This window comes from Haloarcula sp. H-GB5, from assembly GCF_054850705.1.
Window position 1 is genome coordinate 48,180 of sequence record NZ_JBTWBG010000002.1, and the last position, 14,753, is coordinate 62,932.

Annotated in this window: 10 protein-coding genes; 3 read left to right on the plus strand and 7 right to left on the minus strand. The window is 60.4% G+C overall.

Annotated elements, in window-relative coordinates:
* The first annotated feature begins 352 nt into the window (after nucleotides 1-352).
* Together ACYJ11_RS08165 and ACYJ11_RS08170 are read left to right on the plus strand one after the other, a co-directional pair.
* Nucleotides 353-1,279, plus strand: a complete 927-nt coding sequence (locus ACYJ11_RS08165) for a nucleoside hydrolase (RefSeq protein ID WP_461647419.1) — start codon at nucleotides 353-355, stop codon at nucleotides 1,277-1,279.
* Between the two features lie 270 nt (nucleotides 1,280-1,549).
* Complete coding sequence (locus ACYJ11_RS08170; protein ID WP_461647420.1) at nucleotides 1,550-3,238, plus strand: bifunctional metallophosphatase/5'-nucleotidase; 1,689 nt, start codon at nucleotides 1,550-1,552, stop codon at nucleotides 3,236-3,238.
* Between the two features lie 173 nt (nucleotides 3,239-3,411).
* Here the strand turns inward: ACYJ11_RS08170 and ACYJ11_RS08175 are convergent, their stop codons facing one another.
* The 7 genes from ACYJ11_RS08175 to ACYJ11_RS08205 all read right to left on the minus strand — a co-directional run bounded on the left by ACYJ11_RS08175 (nucleotide 3,412) and on the right by ACYJ11_RS08205 (nucleotide 13,749).
* On the minus strand, nucleotides 3,412-4,572 hold the full coding sequence (locus tag ACYJ11_RS08175) for a DUF7350 domain-containing protein (RefSeq protein ID WP_461647421.1): 1,161 nt from the start codon (nucleotides 4,570-4,572) through the stop codon (nucleotides 3,412-3,414).
* Nucleotides 4,573-4,666: 94 nt separating this feature from the next.
* Nucleotides 4,667-5,974: a DUF7405 family protein gene (locus ACYJ11_RS08180; RefSeq protein ID WP_461647422.1), complete on the minus strand. Its 1,308-nt coding sequence runs from the start codon at nucleotides 5,972-5,974 to the stop codon at nucleotides 4,667-4,669.
* A 140-nt stretch (nucleotides 5,975-6,114) separates the two neighbouring features.
* Nucleotides 6,115-7,290, minus strand: coding sequence for a mandelate racemase family protein (locus ACYJ11_RS08185; RefSeq protein WP_461647423.1), 1,176 nt, complete (start codon nucleotides 7,288-7,290; stop codon nucleotides 6,115-6,117).
* A 127-nt stretch (nucleotides 7,291-7,417) separates the two neighbouring features.
* Nucleotides 7,418-8,284: an MBL fold metallo-hydrolase gene (locus ACYJ11_RS08190; RefSeq protein WP_461647424.1), complete on the minus strand. Its 867-nt coding sequence runs from the start codon at nucleotides 8,282-8,284 to the stop codon at nucleotides 7,418-7,420.
* A 44-nt stretch (nucleotides 8,285-8,328) separates the two neighbouring features.
* Complete coding sequence (gfo6, locus tag ACYJ11_RS08195) at nucleotides 8,329-9,411, minus strand: D-xylose 1-dehydrogenase Gfo6 (RefSeq protein ID WP_461647425.1); 1,083 nt, start codon at nucleotides 9,409-9,411, stop codon at nucleotides 8,329-8,331.
* Nucleotides 9,412-10,082: 671 nt separating this feature from the next.
* Entirely contained in the window at nucleotides 10,083-11,528 is a 1,446-nt protein-coding gene (xacF, locus tag ACYJ11_RS08200; RefSeq protein WP_461647426.1) for a 2,5-dioxovalerate dehydrogenase, read from the minus strand.
* A gap of 1,264 nt (nucleotides 11,529-12,792) precedes the next feature.
* Nucleotides 12,793-13,749, minus strand: a complete 957-nt coding sequence (locus tag ACYJ11_RS08205; RefSeq protein ID WP_461647427.1) for a M48 family metallopeptidase — start codon at nucleotides 13,747-13,749, stop codon at nucleotides 12,793-12,795.
* 262 nt (nucleotides 13,750-14,011) lie between these two features.
* Here ACYJ11_RS08205 and ACYJ11_RS08210 point away from each other — a divergent pair, with 262 nt between their 5' ends.
* Complete coding sequence (locus tag ACYJ11_RS08210; protein ID WP_461647428.1) at nucleotides 14,012-14,728, plus strand: fumarylacetoacetate hydrolase family protein; 717 nt, start codon at nucleotides 14,012-14,014, stop codon at nucleotides 14,726-14,728.
* Nucleotides 14,729-14,753 lie beyond the last annotated feature (25 nt).

Consider the following 14,753-nt stretch of genomic DNA (forward strand, 5'->3'; position numbering starts at 1 on the left):
GTATTGTGACTATATAGTTAAAATTTATCATAGACGCACTGTTTCCGGATACTGACTGTTCTCCGTAACGAATAATCGACTTCGCCTCGTCCCTGCGAACCGTGGCTCGGATTTCGGCTCTGGGGATGGACCTACTTCTTACTGTCCCCTGCTATCACACCGCTTGGCCAGTATAAGACGGCGTTGACGGACACACCGGATCTGTCGGCCACACATTCCGACACACTGATTGTGGTAGCGACGACAGCCCAACAGATTCCCACAGAATACTGCGGTCTGTCTACAGCGGGGCTGCCGTGTCACGACTGGGACGTACCAGCTTTTAAGACCTGGTGGGCGGAATTCCGAAGGTATGTCACGGAAAATCTTCTTCGATACCGACCCTGGTTGCGACGACGCGGTCATGCTGGCGATGGCGCTCGGTCACGATGCAATCGACGTTGTCGGTCTTTCGACTGTCTGTGGGAACACGACTATCGAGAACACGACGCGAAACGCCCACGCAATACTGGATATCGGGGGCTACGACGTTCCGGTATCCCGGGGCTGTGGCCGCCCGCTCGTCGACGACCTCACGACCGCCGAGTGGATTCACGGTGAGAACGGACTCCGCGGCGATATCCCCGACGCCGACGGCGATACACGGGACATCCACGGGGCCGACGCAATCATCGAAGCCGCTTACGAGTACGGGGACGAACTGACGATCGCGGCCGTCGGTCCGCTTCCGAATCTGGCACTCGCACTGGCCAAGGAGCCCCGGTTACCCGACCTCGTCGAGGACATCTATCTCATGGGCGGGGCGGCGATGACGACCGGGAACGTGACGCCGATGGCCGAGGCCAACTTCCACAACGACCCTGCGGCGGCCAGCCGCGTCCTGCAGGACGCCAACACGCGGATGGTCGGGCTGGATGTGACCAACCGCGCCACCGTCTCTTCCGAGTTCATCGAGGAGTTCCGCACGGCTGGTGGCGTCCGAGCGACCGTGGCTGAGTGGCTCGACTACCGGCCCGACTCCGGGACCTACCCGCTGGCCGACGCGCCGGCTATCCACGACGCCGCTGTCGTCGCCGACCTCGTCGACGACTCGGTACTCACCTTCGAGGAGTACTACCTCGAGGTCGACACGACCGGCGGCCCCTGCCACGGGGCCGTCATCTGCGACGAGCACGGCACGACCGACAACGACCCTAACAGTCGTGTCGCTGTTGACATCGATGTGGCCCGTTATCGGGATGTCCTTGAAACGGGGCTTCAGGCCTACGCGACACAGTAACAGCTGCTTGCTGTGCGGTTTTGCTAGTATAAATTCCTCTTAGAGCGATGTGAAACTACATCGAAACCAGACCACGGAAACACAGGCGACTGAACCGTTTTATCACGCGTGTCCGACTCCTCTACTGTGCCATTGCCGACTGGGTGAAATATGGCACAACTTCTGTTGCTCATTTTGCGCCAGAGTCCCGCACCAGCGTCTGTGTCGATCGATTGTCGGACGCTTATCGAGATCGATCCCGGCAAACATTTTATATAAAAGTTCAATCTAATGGGTACTGTGGCACGAAGCAACAAAGATGACGTAGAAACCCCTTCAGCGGACCGAACGGAGAACGATACGGAGAACAGACCAGTCGACCGGCGGAAGTTCCTCTCGGCTACTGCTGCACTCGGGGCTGTGGGTCTCGCTGGCTGTTCTTCCAGTACCGAGGACGGGACTGAGCAGACCGACGAAGAATCCGAAGACGCTCAGGAGACCGCGACTTCATCTGGAACTGCCGAGACCGAATCTGAACCTGCAACGGGCGAGGTGACGCTCGTCCACGACACCCACGTCCACGGCAGTTATGGCGACCTCGAAGAGGCGGCGAACATCGCCACCTACTTCGACCTGATGAATCAGATTGCGGACAATAACGAACACTCGATAAAGGTTGGATCCGGGGACGATCTGGCCACCTCCATTCTCTCCGCACAGTTCGACGGGAAACACATTGTCGACGCGTTCAACGAAGGCGGGCTGGAGTTCGACACGTTCGGAAACCACGACTTTGACAGAGGGCCGGACGTTTTGCGGGACCGTATTATCGACAGCGAGTTCCAGTGGGTAAGCGCGAACGCCCGCAACACACAGACGGGCGACGTGTTCGGTGCTGAGCAGGGAGCGAGCCAGTACGAACTCGTCGAGGCCGGCGACGTGACGGTCGGTATCACGGGCATAATCAACGTCGAAGCGCCGACGATCACGACCATGGGTGAGACCACGGATGTCCCGGGCCTTGAGGAACCCGTCGACGAGGTCGTGACCGAAATGCGGGACGACGGTGCCGACCTCGTCGTCGTGCTGTCCCACGTGGCGAGCCCGGTTGCCGTCGAACTCGCGGAGGCTGTCGACGGGATCGACGCTATCGTCGGCGACCACGCCGCGAAGTTCTCCGAGGAGCCGCAAGTCGTGAACGACACGGTGCTTTCGTTTGTCGGGGACGAGTACGAGTACCTCGGCGAACTGACGCTCACCGTCGAAGATGGGGAGCGTACCGACCACAGCCTGACGGTGTACGACACCGCTGCTGCGGTCGAGGAGGACCGTGTCGAACCGCACCCAGACGTGCTCGAAGTTGCGCAGAACTACGAAAGCCAGCTCAGTGACGAACTCGACGTCGTCATCGGGGAGACAACCGTTCCGCTCGATGCCCGCGAGGACGTTGTACGTTCCGAGGAATCGAACTTCGGGAATTACATCGCCGATGCGCTCCGCAGCCACGGCAATGCGGACATCGCAATTCAGAACGGTGGTGGCATTCGGACTGACGAACTCTACCCTGAAGGCGACATCACGAGACGGATGGTCTACAGCGTTCTCCCGTTCGGAAACAACCAAGTGACCATCGAGGTGACCGGTGACACGCTGGTCGAGGCGCTGGAACTCAGTTCGACTGGCGGGGGTGGATTCTTGCAAGTGAGCGGTATGCGGTACACCTACGACCCGGATAAATCGAAGGGCGACCGCGTCACTGAGGTAACGGTCGGCGGCGAGCCACTCGACACCGAAGCAACCTACACCGTCGCAACAAACGGCTTCACCGCCACCGGCGGCGACGGCTACACGATGTTCCAGGATGCTCCACGCATTATCGACGCGAACGAGGGCGAACTGCTGTCGGTCATCGTCGAGGACGCAATCAAGGAAGACGGAACGATTTCGCCGTCGGTCGAAGGCCGCATCACGACAGCGTAACACACAGATATGGACTCACTTGGGCCAATCGGTACTGTCTCGGCGCTAGCAGACGTTTTCTGGTCTGACGCTCCGTCTCGGCGTTTCATCTCGCTCGTAGCTGGCGTGACACGGCCAAGCCACACCTCACGTGAGAAACATTGTCTCTTCGCTGTATCCCTGAACGGCCCTGACTACTGCTCTCCAAGTGTGAGCGTCATGTCGTCGAACTCCAGAAACGCAGTCTGGTAGCCGCGATGTCGCGCGATCTGCGGCGGGGCTCCGACCTCTAGCGTCACCTCGTCACCCATTGCGATAGCAGGGAACGGGGCACCGTAATGGTACCCCAGTTCGGGGTGAATGGCTGCCTTCAGTGGCTCGCGGACCTCTTCACCGGCGCTGGAAACAGTTGCTCGGAGGCCCATGAACGGGAGTGGATACTGGTTGTACGGTGTTCGAGCGGACACCGCGAGATACGGGCCCGAACTGTCGATTCCCGCCGGAGCCTTGCGCAGAACCTGTACCACAAATTTCGCGGCCCCACCCTCGACGATACCACCGTGATCTCCCGGTAGCGCCGTCGCTTCCGGCAGCGATCCGTTGGGTTTCATGTTCGTCTCCATCGGTTCGAGCGCCCCCGCTTGCCCTGCCTCGTCGACGAACCGCTCGCGGATGTTGTTCGTGATGTCGGTTCTGAACAGCAGGTCGAACTCGGCGTCCACCGAGTCGGTGAATCGCCCGCGATACTCCCCTAACTGCCGCGCCGAAACCGGGTCAAACGAGAGTTGCACCGTGTGCTCACCCTCGTCGGGAAACGCGACGTTGTCTCCGAAGTGGGGGCCCATCTGCTGGGACAGCATCGGCCACAGCGACTTCTCGGCCACACTGTCGCCGCTCGCGGCGTCTCGAACCTCGACTGGCGGGCTACCCAGCGGGATACGCTGGTTGTACTCCGGGTCCCACACGGTTGCCATAAGGTGCAGTCCCTGCCCATCGTTGATCCGCACGTAACTCTTCTCTTGGCCAGCCAGTACCCAGAAGTCGTGAAGCAGTGTATAGGACATCGCCACCATGTACGGCCCCACCTCGGTCATACCGACCATCCGCATCCCGTCCTGATGTGCCGGGATGTGTACCAATGGGCGTTCCTGCGCAGTAGCTGTCGGGAGCTCGTTCTCCCGCCCCGCGTCGGTTCCCTCGGACGTTGCTTCGGTCCCGCCAGGTGCAGCCCCGGATGGAGTCTCAGTCTCGCTTGCGGCGTCGTCCCCCGTTGCACAGCCGGCGACACTCATCCCAAGTGCTACCCCGCTCGTAGCGATGAAGTCACGGCGCGTAGGGTCTCTCCCGGGCCACATGGTCTGTATAGTAATTAGTCTCTCGGAAAGAATATAAAACCTTGTCAGGGACACACTATCGCCGTCGTTCGGGAGGGCTGTGGGTCCAGTCGGGTCACGACGGACGGGGGAACGAGCGCTTTGATCGGGGCGGGAGCAAGTAGTTCCCGCGTCGAACTGTGGTAATGTACTGCAGTATCCCGTTGTTGTTCTTCGTGCCGACGCCGCCGACATTCGCAACGTCGGTGCCGTTCATGGCGCTCCGGGTCTGAATAAAGTCCGCGATGCTCTCCTGGAGACTGAGGAAGTGGACACCGGTTCGGCCATCGTCTACCGTCGCGAAGTCGCGTCGGAGGAGCCGTGGGTCGCCGTTCTCGTCTCGCGCACGTGCGAGCTTCTGGGCGTGCCCGACCACGCCTTCCTCAAATGCGTCGTCACTGACTCGGTCACCGACGCCAGTCTCTGAGACGAGCGACGAATCACCGAGGTTGTCGCCGACACCCTCGACCAGATCCTCCGCTGCGTGCGTCGCCGAGAACATCTTTGCGACGCGCTGCTTCCGGGAATCTTGGTTGTACCACTGGTCCAGCTCTGTGCGTAGCAGTGAGAGGTGTTGCGTGGTGCCGCCCGCGAACGGACCCTCAGTGATCGTTACGCTGTCTTCTGTTGCCTGATTCTCTACAAACCCCGATTTGAAACCCATGAACAGCGGTGCATCTTCGGGGACCGCTCCGTCCGGAACGCCGTCCACGTCGTCGTGTTCCGCCGGGAGCCCCGGACCGATAAATCCCGTCCGCCGATCGACCAACTCGACTATCCCGTCTATGGTTTCGGTGACTTCACTCCCGTTTGCGGTTTCCAACTCACCGAATAGCGCTTGCTTGGCCTCGATCACCGCCGAAGCGCGGTCGCTTGCCAGATGCACGAGGAGATCAGGGGTGTCGAACGACGGGTCCTCGAAGGGGGCTAGTGCCGCTGGCTGTGGCAGGTCAACCGATTCCGGAAGCGGCTCGTCATATCGGTCGAAGTATGCCGGGGAGTAGCCGACAGTAAACAGCAGCCCGTCAGACGCCCACCGATACGTCTCCTCTAGCTCGCGAAACGCGTTCGCAGCCTGCTTCCGGTCTACGTCGTCGACCGGCCCGTCGCCAACATAGTTAGCCAGTAGCAACACGTGATGCCGAGCGAGCACCGGGTTCCCGTGCTTGTCGGTTCGGGAGAACTCGTTCCATGCGTGCTGTCGATTCGGTAGTTCAGCCGCCGATTCGGTGCCGTCTGGCCGGTCGGTATTACGGTTAGCCTCCCCCGTCTCCGTTGGCTGGCTCTCTAGATTGAGGCAGGCTGCGAGCCCTGTCGACCCTCCGACCGCGACGGCTGCGCGGAGCGCTTCCCGGCGGGTCAAGGTGCTGTCTCCGTCTGTCATCAGCTACTGCCCGTTCGGACGAGTTCGGGATAAATATTTGCCTGACATCCAACAGGACGACGTTTGGCGGCCTGTCCTCGCTGGCGACAAGGCGCTTCCGCTACTGAGCGATCAAAACAGATGGGATGTGCTATGTGCCGCTATTCGTAGACGTGGACGCTTCCGGTGGTGTTGTCCTCGATGTAGTCCCAGTCATACTCGACGCCCAGACCGGGGCCGTCAGGGACACTGACCGTTCCGTCGTCATCGACAGCGTCCATCAGGTCGGAGTAGCCGCCCTCGTACACCGGCGGCTGAGTGTTCTGGCAGTCCGGGTGGACAAGCGCCATTTCGTAGTAGTTGGAGTTGCGGCAGGCGGCGATGCAGTGGCGCTGGGCGGGACCAGGCGCGTGGAACTCCACGTCCAGTCCGAACGCCTCGGCCATGCGGGCCACCTTGATCGCGCCGGTGATGCCCGCGTCGTACTCTGGGTCGGCTCGGAGGAAGTCGGTTGCCTCGCTGGCGGCGAAGTCGGATTTGATTTCCAGTCCGCGGATGTGTTCGGTCTGGAGAATCGGCGTGTCGAGTTTCTGTGCCAGTTTCTTGTGGGCGTGCTGTGAGATGCCGCCGTCGCGGAACGGGTCCTCGTACCAGAAGAAGTCCTGTTCGTCGAGCGCTCGGCCCAGTTCCAGCGCGTCGGCGAACGTCTCCAGTTCGCAGGCGGGGTCGTGCATCAGGTCCATCTCGTCGCCGACTGCTTCGCCGACAGCGTGGACCGCCTCGACTTCGCGGTCGAGGCTTCGAGAGTCGTCGCCGCCGCCCCAGCCGTGGATCTTGAAGCCGCCGAAGCCCTCGTCGCGGCACTCCTCGGCGAAGTCGGCGAAGGCCTCGGGCGAGTCCAGCCCGCCCGCGTCGTCGCCGTGATAGGTCGATGCGTACGCGGGAATACGCTCGCGGTAGGTCCCCAGCAGTTCGTGAATCGGCGCGTCGTAGTACTTGCCGGCGAAGTCCCACAGCGCGATGTCGATTGGCCCGATACCCATCCGGTCGTACTTCCGGAGCGCGCGCTTGCATTCGGACCAGTGCTTCTCGCGTTTCAGCGGGTCTTTGCCGATGAGGTACTGTGAGACGATGTTGTACTGGGCGGCTGCCGGCGAATTACCGCCGACGTACTCGCCCGTGATTCCTTCGTCGGTATGGATCTGTACGCCGAATAGTTTCCGCGTGGTTGTCTCGCCCGGCGCATAGACCAGATTGAAACCGTGCTTGTCGGTCCCCACGTCCTCAAGGGGGTACTCGAACTCTCGGCTTTCGATTTTCGTTATTGTTGGCGACATTTGTCTGACGTTCCGGGGTTGGGTTATTAAAGCTATCCCGCGGCAAACGAACGACAGCACGCTGGGTGGCTGTTTGAACCTATATCCGCTTCATCAAACGAAAGGCTGGGCGGAAACGGCGACGCCATCAGCCGTCGCCCAGCGCGTTGAGACGGCGAATCCCGGGCTCACCCAGCCGCACTGAACAGCCGATGTACAGCGGCTCGATGACTCGGGGGTAGTCGAACGACACCGCGTGCTCGTGAAGCACCTTCGGGTCGCCGGCTTCGCCCTGCCACATATCGTGATGGGAGGGGAGCAACCGGGATAGCTGGAGCTGGTTCGCGGCTTCGATGATCTCGTTTTCGTCCATATACCACTTCGTTCTGACACCGCGGTCCGGATCGGGCTCGTAGATAGAGCCGACGGTGCCAAACGCCAGCGCCCCCACGTCGATGTCGAACCGCTCGCCGACGTCGGAAAACGCCTCGGCAGGCCGGCTATCGCCGGCGTGGAAGAACGTTCCGGCGTCGTGCTCGATGACGTACCCCACCGGTTCGATGGCGTCGGGGTCGTTCGTCCCAGTAACGTGGACGGTGAAATCGCCGACAGCGAACTCGTCGCCGACGGTGATCTCGTTGCGCTGCTCGTCGGGCACCCGCATCTCACCGTCGTAGTCCGGGGACTCGTACGATGCCGACGGCGCATACAGATCCGCGCCGAGGTCCTCGACCAGCGGGCCGTACGACGGCGGATGCATATGATCGATGTGTTCGTGTGTGACGAGTGTGGCATCACACTGGGTCGCGTCCGCGGGGTCCATCGGCACCGGAATTATACGGATGAGGTTCGGCGGATCGCCAGTACCGAAGTAGGGGTCGATGTACAGCGTCGTCGACTGCGAGCGGAGTACGAACCCGTTACAGCCGAGATACCAGATCACGACGCCGTCGCCGGGATCGGTCGCTTCTATTTCGTCGCGGACGAACCAGTCATCCCACGTTGACTGAATCATGCGCCGAACTATGCCTGGCCGGGTCAAAAAATCTCGCACCGCATTCAGTCGAGTGTGACCGTCGACTCCGTTTCCGAGGCCTCGTAGACGGCCTTGATCGTGTTGATGTCGACGAGGCCGTGTTCCCCGTCAGCGTAGGGCTCAGTGCCGGTCAGCAGACAGTGGGCGAAGTACTCGAACTCCTCTTCCATCTGGTCGATCTGTTCGAAGTCGATGTCGACCGTCGTCCCCTCGTGAGACAACTGGAGCGCGCGGTCGTCCCAGGGGTAGAAAGCCGGTTCGACGCGGACCTTGCCCTCAGTTCCGAGTACGGAGATGTGGCTGTCGAGATGTGCGTTCTGGCTGGCGGTACACACCGCGTATGCGTGGCCGGGGAAATCTAGCTGGAACGCCCCGTGTTCGTCGGGCACGTCCGCAAACTCCTCCTGCACTGATGCGACGGTTCCCCGGACGGCCACGGGGTCGGCATCCAGCAGGAATCGGCTCGTGTTCAGCGGATAGATGCCGATATCCATGACGGCACACCCACCGGACAGCTCCCCGTCCAGCCGCCACTGGTCGGGGTCGGGGACGAGTTCGAGAATGGGTTCGGTCATGTTGCCGTGGACGAACAGCGGCTCGCCGATGTACCCCTCGTCGATGAGGTCCTTCGCTCGCCGGACGGCTGGCTCGGTGTGCATCCGATAGGCTATCATCAGCGTCGCGTCGTGTTCCTCACAGACCTCGACCATTCGCTCGGCGCGTTCGATGGTGGCCTCCATCGGCTTCTCACAGAGGATCGCCTTGTCCAGTTCTGCCGCCGTCTCGACGTACGGGAGGTGGAGCGCGTTCGGGGTGACGATGTAGACGGCGTCGTACGCGTCGCTTGCGGCCCCGTCGTGGAACTCCTCGTAGGTGATCGCGTGCTCGACTGTCTCCGAATTGGCTGCCACGTCCGCCGCTTTCTCGCGGTCACTGCTGACCAGCACAGTCGTTTCACAGAGCTCCGCCGCGTCGACGGCGGGCATCGCCTGTTCGGTGGTCCACCAGCCGACGCCGATCATCGCGAACCGAACTGGGTCGTCGGTCTCTGTCTGTTCTTGCCAGTCTCGACGGTCGAATCCTCCCGTGAGCGCGTCAACGTTCATGCCGCTGTCATCGACTGGCTGGATATTATCTTTTGTGTTGGCACGCCCGTGTCAGCCTGCACTGTTCCAGAGCGGCGAATAATAGTTCACCAGTTAAGTAAGCTAGTCCCGACAGATGACATAGGTGTTTGGTATCGTGGAACGATATGATAGTCTCACCTGCAGATAGCTTACACCGACCGGGTCGACAGTTCGAGTGGAAAATGTTGTCTCACGGGCCGCTTGTGGTCTGTCTTCGTCTCCGCTCTCCGGTTTCCGTATCGAGAATAACGACAGTACAACCGTTACGGAAGGTGTTCCATCATTATGAACGAAGGGCCGTGAGTGGAGTACCTCGGTTCGTTTGACAGAGTATCGATTCAGATCTCTGCCCCACTCGCTGTGTGCACACGGGGTATTTTTCGCCGCACTCAGACTGGCCCGGTTAGTGGTATTTCCCGGTAGTGACGCTTGGTCCGGATGCTGGGGCGCTAAAAACGAAAGTGGAACGTCTGTATGGGACAGACAGTGCCGATGCTGGGACCGGTCCACCATCGTCGGTCGGTTGGGCTACGACCATGACTTTGCACGCTCTTGCGGTTGACAAGAGCGACAGGAAGTAGCGATTAGTACGACATAAAAACTATGTAACAAAAATGCCACTTCGTAGTTAGCGGTAGTGGCCGCCTCGATTAGCTGTTGCGGTACACCGTCTTGATGTAGCTGAAGAACTCCAGTCCGGCGTCACCCTGCTCGCGGTAGGTGTTCGTCGAGGAGCGCTTGAGGCCGCCGAAGGGAACGTGCAGTTCCAGCCCGGTCGTCTTCTCGTTGACCTTAACCACGCCGGACTCGGACCGCTCGATGAACTCGTTTTCTTCCTCGATTCGGTCGGTCACGATGCTGGCCGAGAGCCCGTAGTCGATATCGTTGGCGACCTCGACACCTTCGTCGAAGTCGGAGACGGGAATTACGGCGAGCACCGGCCCGAACACCTCTTCCTGTGCGATACGCATGTCGGGCTCGACGTCGGAGAAGACAGCCGGCGAGATGAAGTTCCCGGCGTCGTACTCGCCACCGGTGAGTTCCTCGCCGCCCGTTTCGAGAGTCGCACCCTCCGACTGTGCGATATCGATGTACTCTAGGCTTCCCGCGAGTTCGTCCTCGCTGACGTGGGGACCCATGCCGGCCCGGTCGAGGCCGTCTCCGATATCCAGGGACTCGGCGTAGTCGACGATGGCGTCGAGGAACTCGTCGTACACGTCCTCGTGGACGATAGCCCGGGAGGTCGCCGTACAGGCCTGCCCCGTCCCGCCGAAGGCTCCGGCTCCAACGATGTCGGCCGCTTTGTCCACGTCGGCGCTCGGCATGACCACAGTCGGGTTCTTCCCGCCCATCTCCGCCTGGGCGCGCTTCCCGTTGCTCGTCGCCTGTTCGTAGACGTGTTCGCCGACCGAGGCACTGCCGGTGAACGACACCACGTCGACATCGTCATGGGTGGTCAGTCGCTCACCGACCTCGCTACCGGGGCCACAGACCAGGTTGATGGCGCCGTCCGGAATGCCAGCCTCGTCCAGCGCCTCGACGATCATCGCGCCGACGGTTGGCGCCTGCATCGCGGGCTTGATGACGACAGTATTGCCGACCGCAAGCGCCGGGGCAATCTTCCAGGCCGGGATCGCGATGGGGTAGTTCCACGGCGTGATGAGCGCCGCGACGCCCATCGGCTCTTTCTTCGTCTGCAGACCGGCGCGACCGCCGCTTGGCTGTTTGACGGTGCCGCCGAAGTCGCGGGCCTTCTCCGCGTAGTAATAGAAGATATCAATCGCCCGCTGTACCTCGCCTTCGGCTTCGCCGAGCGGCTTCCCCTCTTCGCGGGTCAGTGTCTCCGCAAGCTCGTCTTTCCGGGATTTCAGGATTTCACCGGTCTCACGCAGGATCGCACCACGCTCCGGGCCGGGCATCCCGCCCCATTCGTCCGTTGCTGCTGCCGCGGCCGCGACCGCTTCGTCGGCGTCCGCCGCCGAGGCCACCGGAACCGTGCTGACGATGTCAGTCTCGTCTGCCGGGTTCGTGACGTCCTGTGTCTCTCCGCTCCCGGTCCACTCACCGCCGATATAGTTCTCATACGTCTGCGTCATACGTTTGATTCATCTCATTCCCAATACTTACGCGTTTCCCATCCTTCGTTGTGCCGCGTCGTTCGACGGTATGGAACGACCGGCTGATGCCGGTGGGTCACGGGAATGCTCGATAACACCGAAGTCGGTGCCATCGCCGCCTGTCCACCGGATTGTGACAACTGAATCATAGCGGAATCGCAATCGAAGACCACTAAAATAGCTACCGCTGTCAAACACCGCGACAACACGGATCTGTGTGTTGCCAGATCTGTCACAACGGGCGGCGTGGCCGCGTTGCGATATTTGTGTTGCTGGAAATACTATGTCGGTCCGTACCGACTCCTGAGCTATTCTGTTGCCCTGTCGTTATGATTGCTCGTTGCTTCGCCCTCTCCTAGTATATAAACCTACTTCATAGTATAACATGTGTATGTATGTTATCGATCCGTTGCTGGTCGTTGCTGGATTGGCTGTCGTCGGTGAGGCGCTCTCACACCATTTGATATAGCGATACTTGATTGATAGCGATGAACAGTACCGGCGAAAAAAATACCAGTCAATGCACTGTAGGACGGCCCAATTCTCTCGAACCAGGTCGAATTTACCATGCTAACGGCTCCAGCCTTCTATCTCGATTTCAGATTCTGGATACTAATTCGACGAATATGGACACAAATGCCACATCAATTTCTCTAGGAGACACTATTTAGCACTCAAATTGATACTGGCGTCTGTCCCGAAATTAAACCCGGGCTAACTCGTCGCTGTCCACTCTTTCGAGAAGTGCGTCAACAAGTGCGCTCTTCCGGTGTGATACCAGCAGATGGCAGTAAATGTCCTCTTCACTGTCCGCACCACAGTTACACAGCGGGCATCCATATGTGTCGCTCTTTGCCCCCTCCGTCGCTCGTTTTGGGATGCTGGCTTGCATATGCGGACGTAGCGCCTTGCCGAACATAGCGGTTTCTAGGACTGCTATGTTGCTTTCAATGTGTCTATAGAGACTTTCCACACGTCGGCATCGGACGCAACACTACCCGGCTACTTGTCTCGATCGGCGTCACGACAGACCCACACAGTCGTGTTTCTATTCACATCTCAAACAAGATTTTGGCCGGTCAGACCAGCTTATTGAAACCGACGTGTTACGAGCAGTATCTATGGCGAAACTGGCCGCCTTTTGACTATACGCCTCCGATATGGCTGTTAAATCTGATTGTCTATGCCTGAAAGCGCTGATCGAATATGTTACTGCGCTTTCGCCCGTTACTGAACGACACAACTACCGACGGCTGCCTGACGACTTGCTCACCTTTGCGGAACTACCGTGCTGCGCTCGCTCCTGTAGCCGCTGTATTCGTTCGTCCATCGGTGGATGCGTCGATAAGAGGCGTGAAAGATCACTGTCCGCTTCGTTGTGTACGTATAACTGCCGCAGGAGACCGGGGTCTGGTTTCGACGCCTGCTCGATCTTCGCAAGGGCACGAGCAAGTCCAAGGGGATTCTCCGTTATCTCGATCGCACGGTCGTCGGCTGCCAACTCGCGACGTCTGGAGTAGCCGAGTATCAGCAACGTCACCGCGAATCCGAGACCGGCAACGACCTGTAGCGCGTATCGCTGTGCCCGCCCAAGCCAGGAGCGCGACCACGACGACGGGTCGCCGCGTAGCAACGCGAGTGAACGGGCGATACCGCCGGTGAGTACCACGATGGGGAACACCACGAGGCCGACGAGCCCAATAAACGTCTGGACGAGGCTGTACGCGACAGTCTGAACGAGCGCATCGCGGGTCTCCAGATGCGCGAGTTCGTGCGCCAGCAGCGTCTCGAACTCCGACACGGACAGCAGCCGGAACAGCCGCCTGTCGACGACGATCGCCCCAGCGCCGCCGCCGATGGCGAACGCGTTCGGGACTGGCAACTCCGCCAGTAGCAGCGTCGGCGTCTCGACGTCCATTTGAGCGACAAGCGTGTCGAGGCGGCGGTAGACCTCCGGCACGCGCGCCCGTGAGAGTTCGACTGCATCGAGAGACCGCTTGAGCTGCGCCGTTGCAGCCCAGTAGTTCAGGACGCCAAGAGCGATCGCTGTCCCGATAATGACCAGCGTGGCCATCAGTGGCGATGGACGGCTGTCCCACACTGGCAGAAGCAGCATATACCCGACGTATGCCGCCGCGAGATAGACCAGCAGCGACAGCAGTCCGACGACGGCCATGAGTAGCCGTCGGGTCACAGACATGTATGCTGGTACGCCGCTGTGCGAAAAAGTCGCTTCGGTGGTGTCACCGCCGTTCCGTCCTTCGAACCCTTCGATGCCTGTTCCGTGATCGTTGGACTATTTGATATAGCGATATTAGATTTACTTCGACTACAGCAAACGGATCGATGATTTGCTATACCGGTCACAGAGCGGCGTTTTCGGCCTCGTAGCTGGTGATGACTGTCGAGCGGTGTACGCGGTAGCCGACACGCCTTTTTCACCGCCACACAGACCACTCGGTATGCGAACTGCACGACTCCTGACCGAGGATGGACCGGTCACCGGCGAATACGTTGACGGCGTCATCAACGCCGACGACGGCCAGTACGTGGTTGGCCGCGATGGCCGACTGCTCCCGCCGTGTGAACCGACCGCGCTGTACTGCGTCGGCCGGAACTACGCCGCTACCAATGACCAGATGGATTACGACCGCCCCGAGGAGCCGGATTTCTTCATCAAGCCTCCGACAGCGCTACTCGCCCACGAACAGGACATTTCTTACCCACCGTTCACCGACGAGCTCACCTACGCCGGTGAGCTAGCTGCGGTCATCGGCAAGCGGTGTCACGATATCGATCCGGCTGACGTTTCTGACGCCGTTACGGGCTACACGATACTGAACGACGTCGACGCGCTGGATCAGCAGGGCCGAACCGCCCGAAAGGCCTTCGACGGCTCCGGCCCCCTGGGCCCGTGGATCGAGACTGACGTCGACCCCACCGGTATCGATATGTACACCGACATCAACGACGAGCGCCGACAGTCTGCCAATACCAGCGAGATGCTGTTCGGACCGCACGAGGTAGTCGCGTACCTCTCGGAGCGGTTCACGTTCCGGCCCGGCGATGTCGTTGCGTTCGGCAGCCCGGCCAACCCGGGCACGGTCGCGCCTGGCGACACGATCGAGATAACCTACGAGGGCGTCGGCACGCTCCGTAACTCGGTTGTCGAGCCATAACGTATCAGGTCGCCGAAAACGTAGC

Bases quoted from the DNA above. Each gene is read 5' to 3' on its own strand.
- ACYJ11_RS08175 (WP_461647421.1), bottom strand. From the start codon at position 4,572: ATGTGGCCCGGGAGAGACCCTACGCGCCGTGACTTCATCGCTACGAGC.
- ACYJ11_RS08190 (WP_461647424.1), bottom strand. From the start codon at position 8,284: ATGATTCAGTCAACGTGGGATGACTGGTTCGTCCGCGACGAAATAGAA.
- ACYJ11_RS08210 (WP_461647428.1), top strand. From the start codon at position 14,012: ATGCGAACTGCACGACTCCTGACCGAGGATGGACCGGTCACCGGCGAA.
- ACYJ11_RS08180 (WP_461647422.1), bottom strand. From the start codon at position 5,974: ATGACAGACGGAGACAGCACCTTGACCCGCCGGGAAGCGCTCCGCGCA.
- ACYJ11_RS08165 (WP_461647419.1), top strand. From the start codon at position 353: ATGTCACGGAAAATCTTCTTCGATACCGACCCTGGTTGCGACGACGCG.
- xacF (WP_461647426.1), bottom strand. From the start codon at position 11,528: ATGACGCAGACGTATGAGAACTATATCGGCGGTGAGTGGACCGGGAGC.
- ACYJ11_RS08185 (WP_461647423.1), bottom strand. From the start codon at position 7,290: ATGTCGCCAACAATAACGAAAATCGAAAGCCGAGAGTTCGAGTACCCC.
- ACYJ11_RS08170 (WP_461647420.1), top strand. From the start codon at position 1,550: ATGGGTACTGTGGCACGAAGCAACAAAGATGACGTAGAAACCCCTTCA.
- ACYJ11_RS08205 (WP_461647427.1), bottom strand. From the start codon at position 13,749: ATGTCTGTGACCCGACGGCTACTCATGGCCGTCGTCGGACTGCTGTCG.
- gfo6 (WP_461647425.1), bottom strand. From the start codon at position 9,411: ATGAACGTTGACGCGCTCACGGGAGGATTCGACCGTCGAGACTGGCAA.